This is a genomic window from Bacillus sp. C28GYM-DRY-1 (assembly GCF_030519405.1).
GTDB lineage: Bacteria > Bacillota > Bacilli > Bacillales > Bacillaceae > Bacillus > Bacillus spizizenii_A.
The window spans coordinates 1-24,650 of sequence record NZ_JAUMKF010000033.1; the positions used below are offsets into that span (position 1 = coordinate 1).

General features: G+C 45.1%; 20 protein-coding genes, 2 pseudogenes and 1 riboswitch. Of the genes and pseudogenes, 6 read left to right on the plus strand and 16 right to left on the minus strand.

Annotated elements, in window-relative coordinates; translation table 11 throughout:
- Positions 1-153: 153 nt before the first annotated feature.
- The 6 genes and pseudogenes from Q3W56_RS19745 to Q3W56_RS19770 form a co-directional block, all read right to left on the minus strand.
- Positions 154-1,383 carry an ABC transporter permease gene (locus Q3W56_RS19745; RefSeq protein WP_302896591.1) on the minus strand — a complete coding sequence of 410 codons (1,230 nt, stop codon included), beginning with the start codon at positions 1,381-1,383 and terminating at the stop codon, positions 154-156.
- On the minus strand, positions 1,376-2,065 hold the full coding sequence (locus Q3W56_RS19750) for an ABC transporter ATP-binding protein (protein WP_302896592.1): 690 nt from the start codon (positions 2,063-2,065) through the stop codon (positions 1,376-1,378). The genes Q3W56_RS19745 and Q3W56_RS19750 overlap by 8 nt, the downstream gene beginning before the upstream one ends.
- Positions 2,049-3,242 carry an efflux RND transporter periplasmic adaptor subunit gene (locus Q3W56_RS19755; protein WP_302896593.1) on the minus strand — a complete coding sequence of 398 codons (1,194 nt, stop codon included), beginning with the start codon at positions 3,240-3,242 and terminating at the stop codon, positions 2,049-2,051. Before Q3W56_RS19755 ends, Q3W56_RS19750 begins: the two co-directional genes overlap by 17 nt.
- Positions 3,243-3,412: 170 nt before the next feature.
- Positions 3,413-4,255, minus strand: a complete 843-nt coding sequence (locus tag Q3W56_RS19760) for an ABC transporter ATP-binding protein (RefSeq protein WP_302896606.1) — start codon at positions 4,253-4,255, stop codon at positions 3,413-3,415.
- A complete protein-coding gene (locus Q3W56_RS19765) occupies positions 4,237-5,247 on the minus strand; it encodes a FecCD family ABC transporter permease (protein ID WP_302896594.1) in 1,011 nt (336 codons plus the stop codon). Before Q3W56_RS19765 ends, Q3W56_RS19760 begins: the two co-directional genes overlap by 19 nt.
- Positions 5,247-5,861: pseudogene (locus Q3W56_RS19770) on the minus strand (FecCD family ABC transporter permease); the annotation flags it as partial. The gene Q3W56_RS19765 and the pseudogene Q3W56_RS19770, both read right to left, overlap by 1 nt.
- Here Q3W56_RS19770 and Q3W56_RS19775 point away from each other — a divergent pair.
- Positions 5,861-6,247: pseudogene (locus Q3W56_RS19775) on the plus strand (ABC transporter substrate-binding protein); the annotation flags it as partial. The pseudogenes Q3W56_RS19770 and Q3W56_RS19775 sit on opposite strands and share 1 nt — an antisense overlap.
- Here the strand turns inward: Q3W56_RS19775 and Q3W56_RS19780 are convergent.
- The 3 genes from Q3W56_RS19780 to sspJ form a co-directional block, all read right to left on the minus strand.
- Positions 6,225-6,422 (minus strand): hypothetical protein, encoded by a 198-nt coding sequence (locus Q3W56_RS19780; protein ID WP_268398397.1) that lies wholly within the window; start codon positions 6,420-6,422, stop codon positions 6,225-6,227. The pseudogene Q3W56_RS19775 and the gene Q3W56_RS19780 overlap by 23 nt on opposite strands.
- A gap of 136 nt (positions 6,423-6,558) precedes the next feature.
- Entirely contained in the window at positions 6,559-7,968 is a 1,410-nt protein-coding gene (locus Q3W56_RS19785; RefSeq protein ID WP_302896595.1) for an amino acid permease, read from the minus strand.
- A gap of 103 nt (positions 7,969-8,071) precedes the next feature.
- Positions 8,072-8,251: riboswitch (Lysine riboswitch) on the minus strand.
- Positions 8,252-8,367: 116 nt separating this feature from the next.
- Entirely contained in the window at positions 8,368-8,508 is a 141-nt protein-coding gene (gene sspJ / locus Q3W56_RS19790; protein ID WP_003240697.1) for a small acid-soluble spore protein SspJ, read from the minus strand.
- Between the two features lie 169 nt (positions 8,509-8,677).
- Between sspJ and Q3W56_RS19795 the strand changes: the two genes are divergently transcribed.
- Both Q3W56_RS19795 and Q3W56_RS19800 read left to right on the plus strand, forming a co-directional pair.
- The gene (locus Q3W56_RS19795) at positions 8,678-9,163 is read left to right on the plus strand and encodes a metal-dependent hydrolase (RefSeq protein WP_302896596.1); all 486 of its coding nucleotides are present in this window, start codon (positions 8,678-8,680) and stop codon (positions 9,161-9,163) included.
- A gap of 99 nt (positions 9,164-9,262) precedes the next feature.
- A complete protein-coding gene (locus Q3W56_RS19800; RefSeq protein WP_302896597.1) occupies positions 9,263-11,116 on the plus strand; it encodes an LTA synthase family protein in 1,854 nt (617 codons plus the stop codon).
- A 26-nt stretch (positions 11,117-11,142) separates the two neighbouring features.
- On the opposite strand, the gene Q3W56_RS19805 is transcribed toward Q3W56_RS19800, so the two are convergent.
- Entirely contained in the window at positions 11,143-12,069 is a 927-nt protein-coding gene (locus Q3W56_RS19805; RefSeq protein ID WP_302896598.1) for a substrate-binding domain-containing protein, read from the minus strand.
- Between the two features lie 109 nt (positions 12,070-12,178).
- Between Q3W56_RS19805 and modA the strand changes: the two genes are divergently transcribed.
- Together modA and modB are read left to right on the plus strand one after the other, a co-directional pair.
- Positions 12,179-12,961, plus strand: coding sequence for a molybdate ABC transporter substrate-binding protein (gene modA, locus Q3W56_RS19810; RefSeq protein WP_019715715.1), 783 nt, complete (start codon positions 12,179-12,181; stop codon positions 12,959-12,961).
- Positions 12,933-13,625: a molybdate ABC transporter permease subunit gene (gene modB, locus Q3W56_RS19815; protein ID WP_302896599.1), complete on the plus strand. Its 693-nt coding sequence runs from the start codon at positions 12,933-12,935 to the stop codon at positions 13,623-13,625. Before modA ends, modB begins: the two co-directional genes overlap by 29 nt.
- Positions 13,626-13,654: 29 nt before the next feature.
- Here the strand turns inward: modB and pgoN are convergent, their stop codons facing one another.
- Positions 13,655-14,485 (minus strand): glyoxal/methylglyoxal reductase, encoded by an 831-nt coding sequence (pgoN, locus tag Q3W56_RS19820; RefSeq protein ID WP_302896600.1) that lies wholly within the window; start codon positions 14,483-14,485, stop codon positions 13,655-13,657.
- A gap of 221 nt (positions 14,486-14,706) precedes the next feature.
- Here pgoN and yvgO point away from each other — a divergent pair, with 221 nt between their 5' ends.
- Positions 14,707-15,180 (plus strand): stress response protein YvgO, encoded by a 474-nt coding sequence (gene yvgO, locus Q3W56_RS19825; RefSeq protein WP_302896601.1) that lies wholly within the window; start codon positions 14,707-14,709, stop codon positions 15,178-15,180.
- A 47-nt stretch (positions 15,181-15,227) separates the two neighbouring features.
- Here yvgO and Q3W56_RS19830 read toward each other — a convergent pair whose 3' ends face one another.
- The 5 genes from Q3W56_RS19830 to Q3W56_RS19850 all read right to left on the minus strand — a co-directional run bounded on the left by Q3W56_RS19830 (position 15,228) and on the right by Q3W56_RS19850 (position 24,350).
- Positions 15,228-17,237: a Na+/H+ antiporter gene (locus Q3W56_RS19830; protein WP_302896602.1), complete on the minus strand. Its 2,010-nt coding sequence runs from the start codon at positions 17,235-17,237 to the stop codon at positions 15,228-15,230.
- Positions 17,238-17,496: 259 nt separating this feature from the next.
- Positions 17,497-19,212 carry an assimilatory sulfite reductase (NADPH) hemoprotein subunit gene (gene cysI / locus Q3W56_RS19835; RefSeq protein WP_302896603.1) on the minus strand — a complete coding sequence of 572 codons (1,716 nt, stop codon included), beginning with the start codon at positions 19,210-19,212 and terminating at the stop codon, positions 17,497-17,499.
- Positions 19,213-19,237: 25 nt separating this feature from the next.
- Positions 19,238-21,055: an assimilatory sulfite reductase (NADPH) flavoprotein subunit gene (locus tag Q3W56_RS19840; RefSeq protein ID WP_302896604.1), complete on the minus strand. Its 1,818-nt coding sequence runs from the start codon at positions 21,053-21,055 to the stop codon at positions 19,238-19,240.
- Between the two features lie 172 nt (positions 21,056-21,227).
- Complete coding sequence (gene helD, locus Q3W56_RS19845) at positions 21,228-23,552, minus strand: RNA polymerase recycling motor HelD (RefSeq protein ID WP_302896605.1); 2,325 nt, start codon at positions 23,550-23,552, stop codon at positions 21,228-21,230.
- Between the two features lie 189 nt (positions 23,553-23,741).
- Positions 23,742-24,350 (minus strand): trimeric intracellular cation channel family protein, encoded by a 609-nt coding sequence (locus tag Q3W56_RS19850; protein ID WP_003219999.1) that lies wholly within the window; start codon positions 24,348-24,350, stop codon positions 23,742-23,744.
- Between the last annotated feature and the right edge of the window lie 300 nt (positions 24,351-24,650).

Genomic DNA, 24,650 nt, shown 5'->3' on the forward strand with positions numbered 1-24,650 from the left:
GAGAAGAATTTCTTGTGTGGAACATAAGAAAGACACCGTCCTTTTGAAGTCTTTCTTTTATTTTATTACAGGAGAATGGATATTTTAAGGGAAAATAAAGGCTGTCGAGATTTTCTCGACAGCCTGAACGCATTCCAAATGAATGCGTTCTTTTTATTCATAGCGAAGCGCGTCTACAGGCTGAAGCTTAGATGCCTTGATGGACGGAAGCAAGCCGAAAATAATGCCAACTGCCATTGAAAAGATGAGTGCTCCGACAACAGCTGGAACGGAGACGATAAAAGGCATCGGAAAAACGACCGTCAGCAGCTTAGCGATGCCGAAGCCCGCCAGCACACCAAGTATTCCGCCAATGCTTGTCAGCACGACAGCCTCAGTTAAAAACTGAAATAAAATCACACGCCGCTTAGCACCGAGCGCTTTCTTAATCCCGATTTCCCTCGTGCGCTCCGTGACGGAAACGAGCATAATGTTCATGACGCCAATACCGCCAACCAAAAGTGAAATACTGGCGATTCCGCCAAGGAGCAATGCAAATGCCTGATTAAAGGACTCCACTTCCTGCGCGATCTCCTGAAGATCCATCACACTGTACTCTGCTTTTTCCAACTCAGCTTTTGACAGCCCCTGATTTAAAAGATCCGCAGCCATTACGCCGGCTTCTTGGATATGCTCAGAAGAATTGGCCTGCACAGCGATCTGAGTCGGCGCGTCAAAGCCTTCGATGAGCGGCCACACGTTTTTCGGCACGTACAAAACCGGGTTCGCGTAATTACCTTCAAACATGCTTTCCTGCTGCTTTTTTTCTGTAAAAACACCGGCAACCTTAAACGGCACACCATTCATCTCAATGTTTTTATGCAGAGCGTCTCCGTCTGGAAACAGTTCATCTCTGGCAGCTTCATTGATCATCACCACTTGGTGTGTGCTGTTTAGTTCGTTTTCCGCCAGCTTTCTCCCTTCGGTTATACGGATTGGGAACATATCAAAGTAATCACCGTCAACTCCGTACACTTGGGGGTACGAAACGTTTGTCAAATGAAAGACACTCGCACCTTCAGACAGATAATATAAGGATAATCCTTTGACCATAGGATCAGATTTGATCGCCTTTACTGTTTCCTCAGCTACAGGCGGCGCGGACGTATAAGAAACCTGGTAGCCCCCTGCCTCCTCTTCTCCGCCCGATGGCTGATAGACAACATTAATCGCGTTATTTCCCATGCCGATCATGCTCTGCTTTAATTGTTCGCTTTGGCCCTTTAGCATTGAAACAATCGCGATGATTGCCGCTATGCCGATAATGACCCCGAGCATTGTCAGTATGGATCTTAATTTATGAGAGAAAATGGATTGAAAAGAGATTCGGATATGTTCAACCATGGCTGATATCCCCTCTCTCATCTAATACCAATTCTCCATCTCTGATAAAAACCGTTCTGTCAGCTTTTTTGGCGACGTCCGGGTCATGGGTAATCATAATAATTGTCTTGCCTTCCCGATGCAGTTCAGAAAACAATGACAAAATTTGTTCGCTTGATTTGGTATCAAGCGCCCCGGTCGGTTCATCAGCTAAAATAAATCTCGGCTGATTGACTAAGGCCCTCGCTATCGCCACCCGCTGCTTTTGCCCGCCGGACAGCTTCGGAGGCTTGTAGGAGACTCTATCTTTTAAACCGACCTTTTCCAGCGCTTCATAGGCTCTTTGCCTTCTTTCTTTTTTCTTCACTTTATTATAGATCATCGGCAGTTCGACATTTTGCAGCGCGGTGAGACGCGGGAGCAAATGAAAGGTTTGAAACACAAAGCCGATTGATTCGTTGCGGATTTCAGCTAGGGCACCGTCTTTCCCTTTTAATATATCTATCTGGTCAAGCGTATAGGTTCCAGAGGATGGCCTGTCCAAACACCCTATGATATTCATTAACGTCGACTTTCCAGAACCGGAAGGGCCCATAATTGCCAGAAACTCACCAGCTTGGACAGTCAGATTGATATGTTTCAAGATTGGAACTTCTTCTTTTCCCAGCTTGTACGATTTCGAAATATTATTCAGTGTCAGCATTGACTGTAACCTGCTTTCCTTCCTTGACCGCGGGGTCAGGATAGATTACATAATCTTCCGGCGTCAGGCCGCTCTTAATTTCCAACATATCATTTTCATCAGTTTCCCCGATTTCAACAGGCTGTTTGACCGCTTTCTGCGTCTCATCCGCTTTCCACACGTACGGTTCGCCGTCATCCTGAATGACCATGTCAGACGGCAGCTTGATCTTGTCCGCATCAGCCTCATCACTCATCACTTCGATGTTGACATGATAGCCGACCTCGAGACCTTTATGGCTATCTAGTAAAATTGTGAAAGGATAGTTAGAGGATTGAGGGTTCATTTCTTCTTCAGCAAAACTTTCTGATTCCTCACCCTCGCCTGTCCCTGCTGGAAGCTTGCCGATCGAGGTGATTTTTCCTTTCCACTCGCCTTCACCGCCTGTTTTCAGCGTGACTCTGACTTTGCTGCCTTTTTTGATTGTGTCCATTAACAGCTCATTGATTTGACTTTTGACTAGATATTTGCCCGTCGAAACAATCTGGATATACGGACCTGTTGCCTGGTCACCTGTTGCTCCGTCAGCGATATCCTGATTGACGCTTTGAACGATCCCGTCATGCTTGCTTGTAATGACATTGGAACCTTTGTTTTTCGTCAGGACAGCCAGCTCTTTTTGATGCTGCTTCAGCTCAAGCTCGCTTGTTTTCAAATCGAAATTGGCCTGATCAAGCTCCTCTTGAAGCTGGGATTTCTCTTCTTTTCCAGCCGATTTCAGCTGCTTTTCCGTTTCCGTTATTGATTTTTGCAAACGGCTGATTTGCAGGTTGGTCATTTCAATTTGCAAATTGGCTTGCTCAACTTCGTCAGAATGATCCTCGCCCTCATACTCAAAAAGCTTATCGCCCTTTTTGACCTGATCGCCTTCTTTGACATATGTTTTTTTAATGCTGCCTTTTTCTGAATCGATATATACTTTCTGCTGTTTCTCAGGTTCAACCTTTCCAGAAAACGTTTGGCCTGATTCTGATTCTCCTCCCATGTATACCGCTACCGATTCAGCATAGGGCTCCGATGATACGGCAATTTGGTTCATGTGGGTAAAAAAGTAAACACCGCCGGCGCCGATCCCAGCCAATATAAGCAGACTGGCACATATCGCACCGCCAATAAGCCATTTTTTCTTCTTGGACACAACGATCTCCTCTTTCTGTAAACTATGTAATATTTTCGAAACATTATATCCAATATTATCTATTAATTCAAAAAGACTTGCAATCTTTTTATTGAAATGAAAGAATCAGATAGAAAAATTGTATTTTCACGGCAGAAAATAAAAAATCCCGGCTCCGAACCGGGATTTTTCTATACAGAAACGAGCGCTTTTTCACTTTTAATCAGATCATAGGTCAAGCATACAGGTTTATTTGTACGGGGATCAGTCACGATTTCGGCATCAATCTGAAATACCTGCTTCAAAATGTCCGGGGTCATGACTTCCCGTGCGGTGCCTTCCTTAATGACCGTGCCTTTTTTTAGCGCGATCATATAATGAGAAAAACGGGCTGCGTGGTTAAGATCATGAATGACCATTAAAATCGTCCGCCTCTGCTCTTTGTTAAGTTTCTCAAGCAGCTGAAGAATTTCAAGCTGGTGTGCGAGATCAAGATACGTTGTAGGTTCATCCAGCAGCAGCAGTTCCGTCCCTTGTGCAAGCGCCATGGCAATCCACACGCGCTGACGCTGTCCGCCTGACAGTGCCTCAATAGGCCGTTCAGCGAATTCAGCCATGCCTGTTTCTTCAAGCGCCCATTCGATAATCCGGCGGTCTTCATCATTCAATCTGCCGAATCCTGATTGATGCGGAAACCTGCCATACGATACCAATTCATACACCGTTAAACCGCTCGGCGCTTCAGGTGTCTGCGGCAGAATCGCCATATCTTTCGCAATGTCCTTTGTAGACATTTTATGGATCGCTTTACCGTTTAAATAGACGGTACCTGCATGTGAGCGCATAATTCTGGACATTGTCTTTAATATTGTTGATTTCCCGCAGCCATTCGGGCCAATTAAGGTGGTAATTTCCCCTTTAGGAATCGATATATTTAAATCCTCTACAATCACCCTGTCGCCATACCCGATTCCAAGCTGATCTGTTGATATTGATTCATATTCGGCCCCCTCCTCTAATTCGCTTTCATCAATAAATAAATAAAGTAAGGCGCACCTAACACGGAAATAACAAGTCCAACCGGAATTTCTGACGGTGCCAATACATTTCTCGCCAGCGTATCTGCGAGCAAAAACAGAAATGCGCCAATGAAGGCGGAGACCGGTATCAGTGTCTGGTGACGGGGACCGGTAAGCCTTCTTGCCACGTGAGGCGCAATCAGCCCGAGAAACGCGATGCCCCCTGCAGCTGCCACGCATGAAGCGGCAAGTGTGACCGCTGCCAGAAGAAGAATCCGCCTCTCCCTTTCAACGGCAGTGCCCAGCCCGGTCGCTAATTGGTCTCCAAGCTGCAAAATGTTCAAATAGCGTGCCTTATATAAAGTAAACGGAAGCAAGATCACAATCCAAGGGAGAATCGCCCAAATCATATTCCAGTTCGCACCCCATATCGAGCCAGATATCCAAACCGCGGCTTGCATAAAATCATGAGGGTCCATCTTGAGCTGAAAAATTAGCAACAGGGCGTTAAATCCGGCATTCACGCCAATGCCTACTAAAATCAGCCGAATCGGGGTCACCCCTTTTTTCCATGCCAGAAGATAAATGAGAAAAGCGGCTAGGATTGCACCCGCCAAAGCACTGAACGGCAGCATAAATGTACCGAAAATGCTGAGGTCTGAAGCTGACTCTTGAAAAAAGTAAATAAAAAGCACAACAGCAAGAGAGCCGCCGGCGTTAATTCCAAGAATGCCGGGCTCAGCCAGATCATTTTGAGACACGCTTTGCAAAATGGCTCCAGCAACAGCGATTCCTGCCCCAACGAGCAAGGAAAGGATGATTCGGGGAAGCCTGAACTCAAATAAAACAAGCTCGTCACGCGCCGTCCCTTGGCCGAAAAAGACTTGAAGCGTTTTAAGCGGTGCAATTGTGATGACACCCAAATTTAGACTGATAAAAAAGACGAGTACGATGAGCAGAAAGGTCACAGCCATCACAACGAGCGGTTTTTTCGTTTTTGTTTTCATTACAGCCCTCTCCTTTCCAGGCGTGCCAAATAAAGGAAAAAGAGAACGCCGATGAGAGAGGTCAGCGCGCCGACAGGCGTTTCAAAGGGCGCGTTGACGAGCCTTGCAGCAATGTCAGCAAACACAAGCAAAACAGCCCCGAGCACTGCCGAGCAAGGAATAATCCACCGATGATCCACACCGACCAAAAACCGGGTAATATGCGGAATGATCAGCCCGATAAATGCGATGGTGCCGGCAATGGAAACCGCAGCTCCCGTCAAAATCACAACGACAAGCATGCCAGCCAGTTTTACCGCTGATGTATATTGTCCAAGCCCTTTCGCCAGCTCATCACCGAGACTTAACACTGTCACAGACCGGGCGATGATAAACGCCAGCGTTAAACCGACAGCCCCTGCGAGAAGCAAAAGCTGGACACCTGACCATTTCACGCCCGCTACTCCGCCTGCGTACCAAAAACTGATATCCTGAGCGACATCAAAGCGGATTGCAATGGCGGTTGAAATGCCCGTAAAGAAATAAGTAACAGCCGTTCCCGCGAGAGCAAGTTTTACAGGCGTAAGTCCGCCTCTTGAAAACATGCCGATACCCATTACCGTCGATGCCCCCAGGTGACAAAACCATCTCCATTATGCAAACGAACGGAAAAGACATTTACGTATTCGGTAAAGATTTCGGAAGAGGCGGAAGCATCATTTACAAAGATCTCGGCCTGCAGGGTACAAAGCTGACAAAAGAAAAAGCCATTGACCAGGGTCCTGGTTATACAAGTATTTCACTAGAAAAGCTCCCTGACTTCGCCGGAGATTATATTTTCGCAGGACCATGGCAATCAGGCGGTGATGATGGCGGCGTATTTGACAGCTCCATCTGGAAGAACCTAAGCGCCGTTAAAAATGGCCATGTCTATAGGATTGACCCAATTGGCTTCTATTTTACAGACCCGATTTCATTAGAGGGCCAGCTGAAATTTATTACGGAAAGCTTAACAAAATAAACAAAAGAGCCGCAGCCTGCGGCTCTTTTTCCAGCAATTTATATGTAGCTGCATCATCATCGCGATCAAGTTTTTTAACAGGCACTATATCGGAAAACCTTTCTCTCATGCACTCTTGGTAAATAGTGTTAGTCGTGTTTAGTTTACTGGAGAGACTGAAAAATGTTTTTTGCATATGCGATCATCCGCAAAGGTTTTTCACTCTATTTCAGCTTTCCTGTCAGCTATTTTAACGATCGGATTCCTAACCGGAGACATTGTATTTTGATAATAATAAAAGACACCTGAAAAGCAAATCAGGTGTCTTTTGTTTATGCTTGTTTTTCTTTCTGAAACTTTTTAACCACAAATGGATAGACGATCAGGCCGACAAAGAATAAACCGATGCCGAGAATAAATGTCGTTAAATCCGCTGTGCCTGTTACAATGACAAACACTGAGTATGCGCACGCTAAAATCGCAATCAATCCGTCTTTTACGCGGGAGCCTTTCAGCTGGTCATAAGTTTCACCTTTGATGACAATCTTCAAGCTGTAAATCGCTGAAACCAAATACGGAATTAAATACGCAAGCGTTGCCGCTGTCGTTAAAAACGTAAATGCGTCACTTATTGTCCGGGAAATAACAGAGAAAATGAAGACCTGTGACATCACATTTGTAATAACCAGCGCATTAATCGGACTTCCCTTTTTATTCGTTTTCGCAAAGAATGCCGGAAAATCTCCTGCTTTAGCAGCTTGGTAAGGAACCTCAGAGCCAAGCAAAATCCAGCCGAGCATCGTTCCGAATAAGCAAAGAATCGCCAATAGCGCCATGATCACACTTCCAGCGTTCCCGACAATCGCATACAGCACATCAACGAACGGTTTTTCAGATCCAACAAGTTTATCGTGCGGCAGAACGCCCATCGTAATGAAAGTCACAATAATATAAATGCTCAAGGCAATCAGCAAGCCGGTAATTGTTGCACGTTTTACATCACGCTGAGAACGCGCGCGTCCGGACAGGATTACAGCTGATTCAATTCCGACAAACGCCCAGAGAGTAGAAATTGCGGCATTGTGAACCTGTCCGCCAATTCCGATGCTTGTGCCGTTTTCGCCTTGAATTGGAAAATAAAAGTGATCGAATAATGTCGTTTGAAAAACAAACAATCCGGCAACGATAAAGAAGACAAACCCTAATACTTTCGAAAATGTTGTGATAAAGTTTAATTTACTTGCACCGTTAATGCTTGCAACAAGAATCGTGTGCGTTCCCCATAACAAGATCGTACATACAGCAAATGTCAGCAATTGGCCGAGTGTCACCTCTTGTCCGCCGATCGAAAACATTTCACGTTTATCAACTAAGATCGGGAAGAACGAAGTCAAGTAACCGGCAAGACTTGTAATAATCGCCACGTTACTGATCCAACTCGCCACCCAATAGCCCCACACCATTGTGAAACCGGCAGCGTTCCCTTTCTTCGGATCAGAGAACAGCGCTCTTGCATAACTTTGCGGCCCAGCTGTCAGCTCAGGCTTGCGAATGGACAAATGCCCAAAAACAAGCGCAATCATCAGCACGCCGGCACCTGTCAACAGCCAAGCGGACGTCGCTCCAAAGGGACTAGCGATTGAGGCAAGCGAGCTCGGCAAGGAGAAAATTCCTGATCCAACCATATTTCCAACGACAAACGCCGTTAATAACCAAAAACCCCATTTTTTTGTCTGTTCCATTCCAGTACCTCCATGATTCTTTGTACGGACCAGACCCCGAGATCATATAAACGCAAAAAAAGCCTGAACAAAAGTCCATGCTTAAAGAAACACACACCCTTGATCTCCGGATAGCCCTCCGCGAAAAAGCACGCGGCAGTCCTGCACTTATTCAGATACAGTCCCAGCATAGAGAAGGATCGGCTTTCTCCACACTTCGGCGCTGATGCCTTTTACACATGTTTAACAGCCCCTGTCAGCCTGGCATGTGTGACTCATCATCCGCGCAACCTCTACCTCACTGAGAAAGAGTGAGGATTTAATTATTCAGTTACTCCCAGAAGGTTATCAAAGAAAGGATGATCTGTCAAAGGGAACAGATGGAAAATACGGATAGAGCCAAGCTCTATCCGCATGTGGTTATCGATTATTTTTCTTTTTTTGCACAGCTTCTTGAAGCGGATCATCTTTTAGAGCTGAACCGGCATCTTCAAGAGCTCCCTGGATTACGTTTTTTTCTTTATCAGAACGTTTTCCTTTATCTTTATTAAAGAAACCCATTCGTATCACCTCTTTATAGAAAATAGGTACATGTTTAAGATGCCTTTTTCCTTCAGAAATTATGCGGGAAATTTTTTATTGTCCAAAGTCCTGTTGATCAAACATACATTCTCTTGATATATTTGTAATTCAGAGATTTTTTGCAAAAGATAAAAGGAGAAGCGGGGAAATGACAGGAAAAACACACATCATGGGAGGCATCGCTTCTTGTACGGCAGTGGCTTATTATTATTATGGTTTTGATCCAGTGCTTATGGCTGCGTCAGGCGCGGTTGGGGCATTGATACCCGATATTTGCCACACGCAAAGCAAAATCGGGAGAAGATTACCTATTTTATCAAAAGTGGTCAGCTCCGTTTTCGGCCACCGAACCTTTACACACAGCCTGCTATTTCTGCTCATCATGTTTTTTATCACAGCCACATATATTCCAGATAAAAACATTTCAACCGGACTGATGACCGGAATGGCGAGCCATTTAATTCTTGACGCTTGGACAGTGAACGGAATCAAATTATTATTCCCTTCAACGATCCGCGTGCGGCTCCCATTATACATGAAGACAGGCAGTTTTTCCGAGCAGCTCGTGTTAGCCGGGCTGACAATTGCTTCATGTTACTACTTTTATATGCTGTTTCTTGGACGCATGTTTTAAACGTGAGTGCTGACACTTGTCTGAACGGGCTATTTTTAGTAGGTTTTACATAAGAAGCATTCCATGCAGATGATCAAGAAAACGCGAGGAGTCATATTCATGAAAGGGACCTTTTTTCACAATCAGCGGTTTTTATGTATTTCGATCGTATTCATGTGGATCAAAACGTATGCGATCTATAAACTCGGCTTTGATTTGCAGATCGATTCTCTGTTGGAGGAGCTGATGTTGCTGATTAACCCGCTCAGCTTTATCCTTCCATTATTCGGGATCGGCCTGTTTCTGAAAGAAAATAAGCAGCGGATCTTTTTGCTGATTGCCAATTTGGTTCTGACTGTAATCTTGATTTCCAACACGATTTTTTACGGCTTTTATATCGATTTTATTACCATCCCTGTTTTATTTCAGGCCAGTAACATGAGCGATATGGGCAGCAGTGTAAAAGAATTGTTCAATCCTCTGTTTATCGCCCTGTTTGCGGATTTGGTTTTTCTTCTGCTGTTTGCCCGAAAAGAGAAACACCCGCAGACAAAAGCCGCATCGAGCACGATCAAACGGTACTATGCAGCTTCCTGCGGCATAATCTTATGCACTCTGGCACTTGCAGAAGTACAGCAGCCAAAGCTTTTGGCACATTCCTTTGACCGGGAAATGCTCGTCAAAAGCATCGGTTTGTTTCAATTCCATATCTACGATACGATTTCTCAGACTGTTAATATAAGTGCGAAAGCATTTGCAGATGAAGACAGCATGACTGCCATCAAAAACTACACAGAGGCTGATTACAGCAAGCCTGATCAAGGCAAATTCGGGCTGGCAAAGGGGCGCAACGTCATCTTTGTGACGCTTGAATCGACCCAAAGCTTCGTTCTGAATGAAAAGGTGAATGGAAAAGAAATTACTCCGTTTATGAATGATTTCATCAAAAAGAGCTATTACTTTGATCATTTCTATCAGCAAACCGAACAAGGCAAAACATCTGATTCAGAATTCATCGTGGCGAACTCGCTGTACCCTTCCCTTAGCGGCGCAGTCTTTTTCACGAAAAGCGACCATCAATTTCATACGATGTACAAATCGCTGAAACAACATGATTATGATTCAGCTGTCTTTCACGCCAACCATAAAACATTTTGGAACAGAGATGTGATGTACGATTCATTTGGGATTGACCGCTTTTTTGATGTTGATGACTTCCATGTCACTCCCGGGACATCAACAGGCTGGGGCTTAAAGGATAAGGAATTTCTAGAGCAGTCAGCCGGAAAGCTGAAAAGCCTGCCGCAGCCGTTCTACAGCAATTTCATCACGTTAACGAATCATTTTCCGTTTGAGATTGATGAAAAGAATCAGCTGATTGATGAATACGATTCAAGCAGCGACCTGCTAAACCGCTATGTGACAACGGTTCGCTATGAAGATGAGGCATTAAAGCATTTTATCAAAAGACTGAAGGACGAAGGCTTATACGAAAATTCGATGATCGTATTTATGGGAGATCATTACGGCATTTCAGAAGCCCATAACGAGGCGATGGCTGAGTTTTTAGGAAAAGAAGAAATCACGCCGTATGACAACGTTCAGCTCCAGCGAGTGCCGTTTATCATACATATCCCGGGCATCACCGATCAAAAGCCGGAAACCATCTCTGATGCCGGAGGCCAGGTCGACGTCAGGCCGACACTGATGCATTTGCTAGGCATTGAAACAAAGGGAGATATTCAATTCGGCAATGATTTGCTGTCAGATGACCGCACCCCATTCGCCGTGTTGAGAAACGGCAGTTTTATTACAAACGACTTTGTATATACGAAAAACACGTGCTATAGCCAAAAAACAGGTGAAGTGCTGGAAGACCAGAATGCGTGCCTCCCTTATAAGGAGAAAGCAAACGAAGAGCTGTCTTTCTCTGATAAAATCTTAAACGGCGACCTGCTCCGTTTTTATGAATAAAAAATCCCTCTTTACAGAGGGATTTTTTACGTTTCAAACATTACTTTACCAGTCAGCTTTGTGTGATAGCCGTTTAAATGAGACAGATTCGCCTTGTATTCCTCAGAGCTCAAAATCTCCTTCACGGCTTTCAGCAGCTGCTCATGTTTTTTCAAAACGACGATATCATATTGTTCTTCGATGAGCGGAATAAAATCTACACTGCCCATATGTGCCGCGTGCTGCGCCCCAATTCCTGCGTCAGCCTGTCCGCTTGAGACTTGTGAAGCGACAGCATAATGATTGCTCACGGTTTCGCCGTACCCCTTTACATCAGCCGGATTCACACCAAGCAAGCCAAGCTGTTCATCAAGGAGGACCCTTGCGCCCGAACCCTTTTCTCTGTTGATTATTTGGATATCGGTCCTTTTCAAGTCTTCCCAGCAGTGAATGTGTTTCGGATTCCCTTTTTGAACATACAGTCCTGCTTTGCGGAGAACGACATTGATCAGACAAAACGGTTCACCAGACAAAATCCGTTTTGCATAAGGCACGTTATATTGTCCTGTTTCCGCATCATACAAATGCAGGCTGACAATGTCACATTTTCCTTGATACATATCAATCAGGCTGTTCAAGCTTCCTTTATATTTACGGAGCGGCGTCTCCAGAATGGCATTCTCCAAATGCTTACTGAGCAGATCCATCGAAATGTCCTGTCCGCTGATCATGACATTCGGGCTGCCATCCGGCTCCCCCTCCTGCATCTGTTTCGGCACTTCAGCTGCAGCAATGGGCTGAGACATTCTCATATTCGATTTATATCGCTTTAGGTCTTCTTCGTCCACACGCATCTGCCTTCCGACGCGGTAAGCAGAGATCATGCCTTTTTTTATCAAATCATAAACGGTCAGCTTTGATACCTTCAGCAGACCTGCAACTTCTTCTATCGTATAGGATGAGTTTTCATTCATCATCATCACTCTCCTATTTTATTATACCGTTTCATTGGATGTAAAAAAACCCACACAACCAAACATAATCAGTTATAATTAGTTATAACTAATTATAAGGGGTGCACTCATGTTTAAAAAGTATTCCATTTTAACAGCAGCCTTAACCGCTTTTCTGCTTGCAGCAGGCTGCTCCGCAAACCAGTCAACAACAGACAGCGAGAAAAATGTAACGTTAACCATCTCAGCGGCCGCCAGTGTACAGGATGCACTTGAGGAGATTCAAAAGAATTACAAAAAAGAACATCAAAACATTACAATCCAAGATAACTATGGCTCATCCGGCGCCTTGCAAAAACAGATTTCTCAAGGTGCAGGGGCTGATCTGTTCTTCTCAGCTGCTGAGGATAAATTTCAAAAGCTGGTGGATGATGGGGATATTGCCAAAAAAGACAGCACTGATTTAGTCGGCAATGAAATTGTGCTGGTCGTGCCGAAAAGCGTTGATTCGCCTGTAACTAGCTTCAGCAATCTGGCTCATTCAGAAAAAATCGCCCTCGGAACGCCGGAATCTGTGCCGGCAGGAGCCTACGGGAAAGAATCACTGACAAAGCTGTCTCTATGGGACAAAGTGAAGGATAAAATCGTTTATGGAAAAGACGTTCGCCAAGTTCTTTCTTATGTTGAAACAGGCAATGTAGACGCAGGCGTTGTTTATAAAACAGACGCTCTGATCTCAAAAAAGGTCAAAATCATTGACGAGGCAAAAGCAGATACACACAGCCCGATTGTCTATCCGTTAGGAATTGTAAAAGATACAAAACACCGTAAGGAAGCGAAGGAATTTTACGAGTACCTGCAATCTGATGAAGCAATGAAAGTATTTGAGAAATATGGTTTTACTGCTGAGTAGCATAACCGCTTCAGAGTTTTTCACACCTGTTTTGCTTTCCTTTCAGGTGGCGGCAGTTGCCGGAATTGTTGTCATTATTCTCGGAACACTGGCTGGAGCATGGATGTCGCGGGCATCATTTTTCGGAAAAACGGCACTCGAAACATTTTTTATGCTTCCGCTCGTTCTTCCGCCTACTGTCGTCGGTTTTATCTTGATCGTCATGTTCGGAAAGCACAGTTTTATCGGTCAAGCCATCGAGTGGGTCTTTCAGCAGCCTGTCATTTTCACCTGGTGGGCCGCTGTGATCTCCTCGGCGGTTGTAGCCTTTCCGCTCATGTATCAATCCGCTAAAACTGGATTTGCCGACATTGATCCCGATATACAGGGCGCGGCAATGTTAGACGGCGCAAGCAGATGGAAAGTATTTATCCACATTTCAGTTCCGCTCGCCTATCCTTCATTACTGACCGGAAGCATCCTCAGCCTTGCGCGGGCGCTCGGAGAATTTGGCGCAACACTCATGTTTGCAGGGAACATCCCCGGTGTTACGCAAACACTTCCGACGGCCATTTATGTCGCATTGGATTCCGGAAACAATACCCTAGCCTGGGCGTGGGTCGTCTGTATTGTTGTCATTTCCTTTTTGATGCTGTTTTTCATTCAACAGAAAAAAACACACTAAAAAAACTCCCCGTCTCGGGGAGTTTTTCATTAAAATAGAAGCTCATCGGGATTTGGACCGACACGCTCATCTTTGTTTAACGCGTCAATTTTGTCCATGTCTTCCTGAGACAATTCGAAATCAAAAATATCAGCGTTTTCAATGATACGGTGTTCTTTGATGGATTTTGGGATTGTTACAACTTCATGCTGCAGATCCCAGCGTAAAATGACTTGAGCCACAGATTTATTGTGTTTTTCAGCAATCTGTGTGAGCACTTCGTTGTCCAAAAGCTGTCCCTGCATGAGCGGAGACCACGCTTCCAACTGGATGCCTTGGGCTTTGCAGTAATCTCTTAATTCTTTTTGTATCAAACGAGGGTGAAATTCTACTTGGTTCACCATCGGTTTGATTTCAGCGTCTTTCAGCAGTTCTTCTAAATGATGAACTTGGAAGTTGCTGACACCGATTGCGCGGATTTTGCCGTCTTTATACAGCTTTTCAAGCGCGCGCCACGTATCTTTATATTTATCTTTGCCAGGCCAGTGGATCAAATATAGATCTAAGTAATCAAGCTGAAGTCTTTCCAAGCTTTTTTCAAAGGCAGCAAGCGTTGTTTCGTAGCCTTGATCTTCATTCCATACTTTTGATGTAATAAAGAGCTCTTCTCTTGCCACACCGGATTCCTTGATCCCGATGCCAACGCCTTCTTCATTTTTGTAGACAGCTGCTGTATCAATGCTGCGGTAGCCGTTTTTAATCGCCGCTTTCACTGATTCAGTCGCTTCACTTCCATTTTCTACTTTAAAAACACCAAGACCGAACCAAGGCATTTCCACTCCGTTATGTAGCTTTACAGTATCCTTTAAACTTGTTGGCACTTGAACATCCACCCTTTCACTGAAATGTAAGCGTCTATATTATCTCACATTCCTCTCTGCCGATACCAATAATACGCTTAAGAACCTCTTTTTGCTTCTTTTTTCATAGCACAGATAAACCTATACACTATTTTTTCCTATTTTAACATTATTGAGATCACAGCTGCATTGAGCAGGGTATGCGTGTAGTATACCCACATAAAAACAAAGGAGGAAACAAATTGAAACGGATTCGGATCCCAATGACACTTGTGCTTGGTGCCGCTTTGACCATCGCCCCTTTGTCCTTTTCTTCCGCTGAAGAAAACTCTGCTCCTAAGATCTCTCCTGAAACAACTGCAGCTGAGGTCGGTTTACATGTAAACCTTGATGTGCTTGGCATTGCCAATCAGATTGCCGATGCCATTAAATCCTCACAGAACCGGGATGGTTTTGTGAAAAACCTCATGGAGTCTTCCTTCTACGCATCCGGCCAAACATATAATGTCATGGTATTTAATTTAAGCCAGGAATACGAAGATCACTTGAACGGTGTGCAATTTTACGGCTCAGCCGTTTACGATGGCATTACGTACGGCATTTGGGTATTCGAAGACGGAACCTTAACTAACAAAGGTGATTGCGGCTGGATCAACTGGGCCTTCAGAGGCTGGTTCGACCGGGATGGCAGCACTGTCGAATTCCATCGCCCTTAATACAGAAAAAAGCTGGCGATAGAGCGCGGCAGCTTTTTTGCTGCATTTTATTCGCCGCCTTCAAGCATTGCGGCTTCCACATCATTAATGTATTGGCGAAGCTCATGGGAGATGTCCCGGGAAATTTCCCGTTCCTCGAAGAGCGTTTGAATTTCATTTCTAATCGCCTGCACAGCCTTCAGCTTCACCTCTAACTTCTGATTTTCAAAATGAGCACTTGATTTGAGCTCATGGCTGTGCTCCAGCCTGAAAATTAACTGTTTATAAAACGAAATGACAGATAAAAATACTTCTTTATGTTCTTCCGTCTTATGTTTTTCCAAGTGTTCTATCGCTGCTTTTGCCGTTTTCACTCTCGTTGCCCGTATCAATCCCGCTTCATTTAAAATCGACATCTCCGGCTTTTTGTGTTCACCGAAGAAGATCCAATACATCAGCCGCTTGAGTCTTGTTTTTGATAATCCGACTTTAAATGGGTTGCCATACAAAATTTCTAATTCGTTAAACCGTTCTTGCAGTACATTTGCCGTCTCTTCTGGAATGTCTCCCCGCTCCAGCATTTTTACCAGCGCCTCTTGCTCAGCTTTAACCCCTTGCGCACGGACTTTTCGCTCTTGCTTTTTGATCCGATTAGATGATGTATACTGCTGAAAACGAAGATTTTTCATTTTCTCATTGTATTCAGCTATAACCGCAAGAGAGGCTGTTTTGTTTGTATCGTTCATGTCCTCCTTAATCGTTCGGAGAGCTTTTTTAATCAATTTGCGCCTCGCCGTCAGAAGCTTTTCATTTCGTTTCTCGTCCTCTTCTTCTTTTTCAGTCAGAAGCGGCAGGACAACGGTGGCAATGACAAGCGTGCATAAAATGACGCCGGCTGCTAAAAAGAGAATTAAATTTCTTTCCGGGAACGGTGTGCCATCCTCTAGGAAATAAGGAATGGAGAAAGAACCCGCCAGCGTTACAGCTCCGCGCACACCGGAAATCGAGAGTAACAGCGTTGAACGAAGACCCGGTTTATAGATGTTCTGATCCCTATTAAAGAACCATTTGCCATTCCAGAAGAACAGCACCCACAAAAATCTGAGCAGCATTAACGTAAATGTGATGACAAGGATATAACTGATCACCTTCAAGTTGCTGATTGCGGTGTCGTGAAAGATGACAGAAATGACGTCCGGAATCTGTGTCCCGAGAATCACGAAGACCAGACCGTTCAAAATAAATAAAATAATGTTCCACGTACTTGAGGAGACGATTTGCAGTTTGACCATCGTTGATTCCAGACGATCCTGTTCAACCGCATGGGTGATGCCTCCCGCTACAACGGCTAAAATGCCGGAAACGCCGATTTCTTCCGCTCCCAAATAAATGACAAACGGCGTCAGAATTTGAATCAGCATATGCATCGTAACATCCTGCATACCTAGGCGGCGCAGAAATAAGCGAAAGCGGATAATCAAGAAAGAAATGACTACCCCGCACAGCAATCCCCCGAGAGAAATAAATACAAAGCTGACAGCCGCTTGTGCTAATGAAAATGCACCGGTCACTGCAGCTGCGATCGCAAACTTGAAGGCCACCAGACCTGATGCGTCATTCATCAGCCCTTCCCCTTCAAGCAGGCGAAGAATCCCTTTTGGCATTTTCACTCTTCCTGATAATGCGCTCACAGCGACAACATCAGTCGGTGAAAGAATGGCCGCAAGCCCAAAAGCCGCTGCCAGCGGAATATCAGGAATCATCCAGTGAATCGTGTAGCCTCCTACAATTACAGTCGCAAATACAAGGCCGAGTGCAAGCAATAAAATTGGGGCCCGCAAATTCCAAAGTTCCGCCCGCGGCGTTCTCTTCCCATCGTTAAATAGAAGAGGCGCGATAAACAAAACAAAAAACAATTCGGTGTTTAATTCAAAATGAAGCCCCTGTGGAAATGAGGCCGCAAGAATCCCTAACGCCACCTGAATAAGAGGCACGGGAATAAATGGAATAAACCGGTTCACGATATTGGATACCGCAATAATCGTTAATAAAACGAGAACCACTAAAAATATGTCCAAATGCATGACCTCCTTCGTCTGTTTTGTTTTGTGCATGATGACTCGATGTCTGATTGTCTATAAGAGGCTGAGGATGGCCTTGCATCCACTATGTGATTTCGCAGGAGTTCTCTCCACACTTGTCTTCTTTTATAGTACCCTTATTTGGGTATTATTTCTCATAATATGCTCATAGAGAACTCTTTTGCAGCAGAGCAAATTCTATGAAAAAAGAGACAGGGAGCTATTCCCTGTCTCTCGTTTTTCTTTATCAACTTTATCATTCATGAAAATTTGTGCCGTCAGTCGTTGCTTTAATGATGCCTACGCGGATGACAAAATCACCGAAGTGCTCGCCTTCTTCGCGTTCTTTCGCATAACGGGATAGAAGAACGCGCAGCTCGCTTAAAATGTCTTCTTCACCGATGTTTTCACGGTACATTTTGCTTAAACGGCTTCCGTCAAATGCAGCGCCAAGATACATATTATATTTGCCCGGCGCCTTTCCGATAAATCCGATCTCACCAAGCGCATGGCGTGCACAGCCGTTCGGGCATCCTGTCATGCGAATGGTGATTTCCTGATCACGAAGGCCGTTTTCGTCAATAATCTCTTCCACCTTATCTAAAAGGGTCGGCAAATAACGTTCTGCTTCAGCCATTGCCAATCCGCAAGTCGGAAGAGCGACGCACGCCATAGAGCTGCGGCGGAGCGCTGAATGATGCTTGCCGTCAGTGAGTCCGTATTGCTCGATTAACGCACTGATTTCATCTTTTTTATCGTTTGAAACGTTCGCAATAATCAAGTTCTGATTGGATGTCAGACGAAACTCGCCTGTATGAACCTTGGCGATTTCCCGCAAGCCTGTCATCAGTTTATAATCATCGTAATCCGTGACACGGCCGCCTTCGACAAACAGTGTAAAATGCCATTTATCCTCAATGCCTTCCACCCAGCCGTAACGGTCTCCGTTATGGTCGAAGTGGTATGGCTTCGCTTCTTCCAGTCTCCAGCCGAGACGGTTTTCCAATTCTTCTTTTACGGTTTCTAAACCGAGGCGGTCAACCGTGTATTTGAACCGCGCATTTTTGCGGACAGAACGGTTTCCGTAATCACGCTGAATCGTAATCGTTTTTTCAGCAACGTCATACATTTGCTCAGGACGGCAGAACCCAATCACCTTGGCTAATTGCGGATATGTCGCTGTGTCGCCGTGCGTCATTCCCATACCGCCGCCAATCGCCACGTTAAAACCAATCAGTTTGCCATCTTCAACAATCGCAATGAATCCAAGGTCTTGGGAAAAGACGTCAATATCATTAGACGGCGGAACTGCAATACCGATTTTAAATTTCCGCGGCAGATAGAGCGGTCCGTACATTGGCTCGACTTCTTCCTCGTGCGTGCCGGCCACTCTTTCCTCATCTAGCCAAATTTCATGATATGCTCTCGTCCGCGGCAGCAGATCATCACTTAATTTTTTAGACCACTCGTATACCTCAGAGTGGATTTCAGACTGATAAGGATTCGATGCGCACATGACGTTGCGGTTTACGTCTCCGCAGGCTGCGATCGTATCCAAAAGAGCTGAGTTGATCGCCTGAATGGTCTTCTTCATGTTCCATTTCAGAATCCCGTGCATTTGGAACGTTTCACGTGTCGTCAGTTTTAATGGGCCGTTCCCGTATTTCTGAGAAAGGTCATCCATGACAAGCCATTGCTCAGGGGTTGAAACGCCTCCTGGCATCCGCACGCGCAGCATAAACTGATATGCAGGCTCAAGCTTTTGCTTTTGGCGTTCATTGCGAAGGTCACGGTCATCCTGCAAATAACTGCCGTGGTGTTTCATCAGGCGGTTGTCATCATCCGGAATTCCGGCACTGATCCGATCCAGCATGACTTCTTTCAGTGTGCCGCGCAAATAATCACTTTCTTTTTTAATGCGTTCAACATCACTTGGAGAGCCGTCCGGTGCTTTTAAGATTTTGGTCACCATGTTGAAAAACTCCTTTCAAGTCAAATCAGTATACATCACGCTGATAGCGTTTCTGCTGCTGCATGTCGGCAAGATAAGCTTCCGCTTCATCGCGGCTCATATTGCCTTCTTTCTCGATAATATCAAGCAATGTGTGATGGACGTCATGCGCCATGTGCTTTTCATCGCCGCAAATGTAAACAGCCGCGCCTTCTTGAAGCCATTCGAACAATTCTGCGCTCTGTTCAAGCATGCGGTGTTGCACATATACTTTTTCTTCCGTATCACGCGAGAACGCCACATCCATTTTTGTCAGCACACCGTCTTTGAGCCAATTTTGCCACTCTGTCTGGTAAAGGAAATCTGTCACAAAGTGCTGATCGCCAAAGAACATCCATGCTTTCCCTTCTGCTCCCGTCTCCTCACGCTCCTGCATAAAGGAACGGAACGGAGCGACGCCTGTCCCAGGGCCGACCATGATAATCGGTGTTTCAGGATCATTCGGAAGCTTAAAGTTTTGATTATGCTGGACATAAACCGGCAGTGTATCTCCCGGCTGCAGACGCTCCGCGCATAAAATTGAGCAGACGCCTTTTCGCTCACGCCCGTGCGCATCGTAACGGACTGCGCCGATCGTTACATGCACTTCATCCGGATTTGCGGTTAAACTGCTCGCAATCGAATAGAGACGGGCCGGCATTTTTCGCAGAATTGAAACAAACTCCTGCGCCGATACACTGAACGGGCCATAATCACGAATGAGATCAAGCAAATCGCGCCCTTCAAGATATGCTTTTACATGATCCTCATTTCCCGGAGCTAAAAGCTCTTTAAGCTCATTGCTCCCAGACAGCCGGGCTGCCTGTTCAAGAAGCGGTTTTGTGAGAACAGTAATCTCATAGTGAGAAATCAGCGCTTCTTTCAGCGGGCGGACATCACCTTGCTTATTAAGCGTCACAATTTCTTCCGGGTCCCAATTCATCTCCTTAAGCAGATGCTCGACAAGCTCCGGATCGTTTTCCGGATAGACGCCGAGGCTGTCACCAGGCTCATAAGTCAGGCCAGATCCTTCAAGAGACAGCTCCACATGGCGTGTTTCTTTATTTGATCCGCGGCCGTTCAAATTTAAATTTTCTAACACTTCAGCCCGAAACGGGTTTGTTCTGGAATACGAAGACTCACCGGTTTGAGGCGATTCTGCCGGCGCAGGCGCTGCACTTCCGCCCTCAGCTTCACTTAAGCCATCAAAAACGCTTTCCAGCCATTCGGCAGCCGGCTCATCATAGTCAAGATCGCAATCAACGCGCGGAGAAATTCGTTTTCCGCCGAGTTCTTCTAAGCGCTGATCAAATTCTTTCCCTGTCTGGCAGAAAAATTCGTACGAGCTATCACCAAGCGCCAAAACAGAAAAACGAAGATCTTCAAGCTTAGGCGCCCGTCTACCATGCAGAAATTCATGAAACGACAGCGCGTTATCTGGCGGATCGCCTTCACCGTGCGTACTGACGACGATCAAAAGATTGTTTACTTTCTTCAGCTGATTCGGCTTAAAATCGCTCATGGATGAGACGGTTACTTGAAAACCGCGCTGTTCAAGCTGCTTGCCGGCATTTTCTGCAAGCCCCTGTGCATTTCCCGTCTGTGAACCGTAAAGAATGGTCACTTCTTTTGAAACGGCTGGTGCCGCCGCTTCTGCAGAAACAGCAGCCGCTAGCGCCCCCGCTGTTTCTTGGGCGGAAACAGATTGCGCGGATAAATATCCGCTCAGCCAGATTTTTTGAGATTCGGTCAAGGTTGGCAGAAGGCGGTTAAGGAGCTCTGCCTGCTCCTGATTAAACGGACTGTTCAATACCTGAAGTTGCAACGTATCCACCTCACAAAGTTATAAACTGATCGAAAATTGCATCTAATTGAACTTTACCGGAATACTAGGCTTAAGTAAAATATATTTACATGATGATAACTATTAAGAATCCTAATGATAAAACGGCTATGTTTCATTTTTAAATAGAAAAAAGAGAAGGACTCCCTTCTCTTCATTCAGCATTGTGATATAAGTGAGGCGGCACAGCTGTTACAAACGGACTGGCTTCACCAGTATAAAATACCATCAGCATATGCATTGCTCGGGTGCAGGCAGTGTATAACAGCCTGCGATCGTGCTCTGTTTGATAATGTTCTTCTGATGCATCATAGACAAGCACTGCGTCAAACTCAATTCCCTTCGCTAAATACACTGGAATGACACAAACTCCCTTTTGGAATGTTTGATTTTCTTTATGAATCAGGCGAACATCTATATATTCGCTCATGTGAGCATGCGCCTGTATGCATTGCTGCGCAGTCTTGCAAATGACGGCTATCGTTTCGTGCCCTTGCTTCTTGAGCCGGTCAATTTCTTGCGTGATTTTTTGACAAAGGTCCTCACGTCCTTCGTTTTTAAAAACGAGAGGCATTTCCCCGTTTCTGTTAAAAGGCTCAATATCCGCTCCGTCCTGAAGCATCGCTTTTGTTAACTCGACAATCTGCCTTGTCGATCTGTACGTTCTCTTTAAGCGGACATATTCGGCCCGCTCTCCTTCAAAGCATGCATCCATACGCTTCACGCCAAGTATGGCATGGGCATAGATGGACTGATTAACATCACCGAGCACCGTCATGCTGGCAGACGGAAAAATAGTTCTCATGTAAGCCATCTGAAACGGTGAATAGTCTTGGGCTTCGTCGATAAAAAGATGTTTGATCTTCGTATTTTTCTTTCTGCCTTCAATCAGATCCTGCATATAAAGAAACGGTGCCGCATCCTCATAGAGCAATTTATTTTCCGCAAATGCCACTCGGGTCAGCTCTCCTATCATTGCGGTATCCTCATGCTGAAATTTCCCTTCCCAGCCAGAAAACAACTGCAGATACAGCTGTGTAACATCAAGAAATGCAAGGAGTCTGACTGCCTGTTTGAGCGGTTTGAAGGCCTTTTTCACAATGCTGGCGGCAAGCAGCTGCTGCTCTCTTTGATAATCGTTAAATGTACTCTCACTGAACTGTTTCCTTTCCTGCAGTTTTTTGTACACGTCCAAGTAATCCTCTTTATCGAGCAGCTCAGCTTCCTGAACGACCCAATCCTTACGCCGTTCCTTTTTCTCAAGCTTGTTCAGCTCACTCAGCAGCCACCTCGCCGTTTGCTCCATCCTGTTTGGAATGGACTGGCCTTGATCCAGTGAATAAAAATAGGATTGAATCTGTTCCTTTGTGATCAGTTTTTGTCCGCGGAAGATGATATTTTTAAAGATCATCCCCTCATAGGACAGACGGCTGACGTATTCATCAATGAATTGCTGAAAAGATAATCCCGCCTTCCATGTAATTGCCGAAAGTCTTGAAGGGAAATCGCCACCCTTTTTTTCGGCCAGGCAATATTCGAGCTGATCAAAGGCGCTCTCACATTGAAACTTGCGGCCAAGCCGATGCTCAATATATTCCTGAAACGTCGCCTGCTCCATATTCTCTTCTCCTAACTCAGGCAAAACAGAGGAGACATAGCTGTTAAATAAGAAGTTAGGAGAAAATAAAACGATTTGTCCGGCATCAATGACGCCGCGTTGCCTGTATAACAAATAAGCAACACGTTGAAGCGCTGCCGATGTTTTTCCGCTCCCAGCCGCTCCCTGCACGATCAGAAATTTGCTTTTTTCATTACGGATAATCTGATTTTGTTCTTTCTGAATCGTAGACACGATGTTTTTCATTTGGGTATCAGACTGATGGCTTAATACTTCTTGCAGCATTTCATCGCCAATCGTCATATCAGTATTAAACATCGCCTTAAGAGCGCCGTTTTTGATGATATACTGGCGTTTCAGCACCATCTCCCCTTCTATCGTTTCGCCGGGCACTTCGTAATCCGCTTTTCCTGGGGAATAATTGTAGTACATACTTGATATTGGCGCCCTCCAGTCATAGATCAGAAATTGTTCCTCCTTCTCATCCATACAAGAAGCTAAACCGATATAAATTCGCTCTGCCTGCTCCTCACCGTCTTCAATGAAATCAATCCGGCCGAAATAAGGCGATGCTTTTAATTGACGAATTCGTTTGAGCTGCTGATCCAGACGCCGATGATTCCGTTCCCGATCAGACAGCAGCTCTGCCTGCTGCTTAATGCTTGCCATCGTTTCAACCGCTTCATGGGTATCATCAAGATTAACCGTAACATCCTCCCAAAAGCTTTTTCTTAATCCGATAATGTCATGCCTTAACCCGCCTGCAGACGTTTCAAGTAACCGCTCTTTTTTGCCGAGCTCCTGCAGCACCTCATCTATTCTCGACTGCTCTTCCTTCCATTCCTTATCCTGTTGATTCATGAACGGCACCTCCAGAAAATAGTTGACAAACATAGATGAAATGCTATATAATATAATTGGATATGTATAATAAATATTGATAAAAGCTGACAAATACAATTTATCTTAGCACATTCACCCAATCCTAATCAAGGTTTGGGTTATTTATATGCAAAAAACCGATTTCAATTTGAAATCGGTTTTTTATTGTTAGTTATCTAAACGAAAAGAACGGTTTGGCAGCTTCCAATTAAACATATAAGAACAAACGCGGCAAACAACGAGCACGAAAAACAGAACGTACAAGCCAAATGAGTTTCCAAGCCAGCCCAAGCCAACGATTAAACCGCCGAGAGCCGCCCAGACTGCATAAATTTCTGCTTTCAGCACAAGCGGTTTGCGTCCGGCCAGAAGATCACGAATGATTCCGCCGCCGCTTCCCGTCAGCACCGCAGCCACGATGACGGCACTAAGCGGATGGCCCATTTTGACGGCATACAGTGCGCCTTGGATGGCGAAGGCTGCAAGACCGATCGCATCTGATAAATTGCCCCACTTGTTCCAATGCTTCAGCAGCAGCTTCGGAAACAAAAATACAATCGTAATGGATAAGAGTGCAATTTGAAAGTACGCTCCCTGCTCCCATAATGCTGACACCGGAACACCGATCAGCAAATTGCGGATCGCTCCGCCTCCAAAAGCTGTAACAATCCCTAATATATAAACTCCTAAAATATCATACTCCTCTTCCATCGCAACAATTGCGCCGCTGACTGCAAACGCAATGATGCCAATCACACTAAGCAGCTCCCAAGCCATTCTGATGACTCCCTTTATATGTTTGTTAAATTTTCTGACGACCTCTAGATTTTATAATCGCTCAATCGTAAAATCAATAACATTTTCACGATAAAAAAAGATAAATGTAGAGGGAATGCCGGCCAATGCTGATGGATATGAGTTTTCGAGATGAGAAAAAGCGTCCGGCATACGTGAAGTGCACCCCAAATTTTAGACACAGTCTAAAATTTGGAGGTGCTTTTTCTTTTGGCTAAATTTAAAAACGAAGAAAAAATCAACGCGGTCTTACGCTATATAAACGGCAACGAGAGTTTGCTT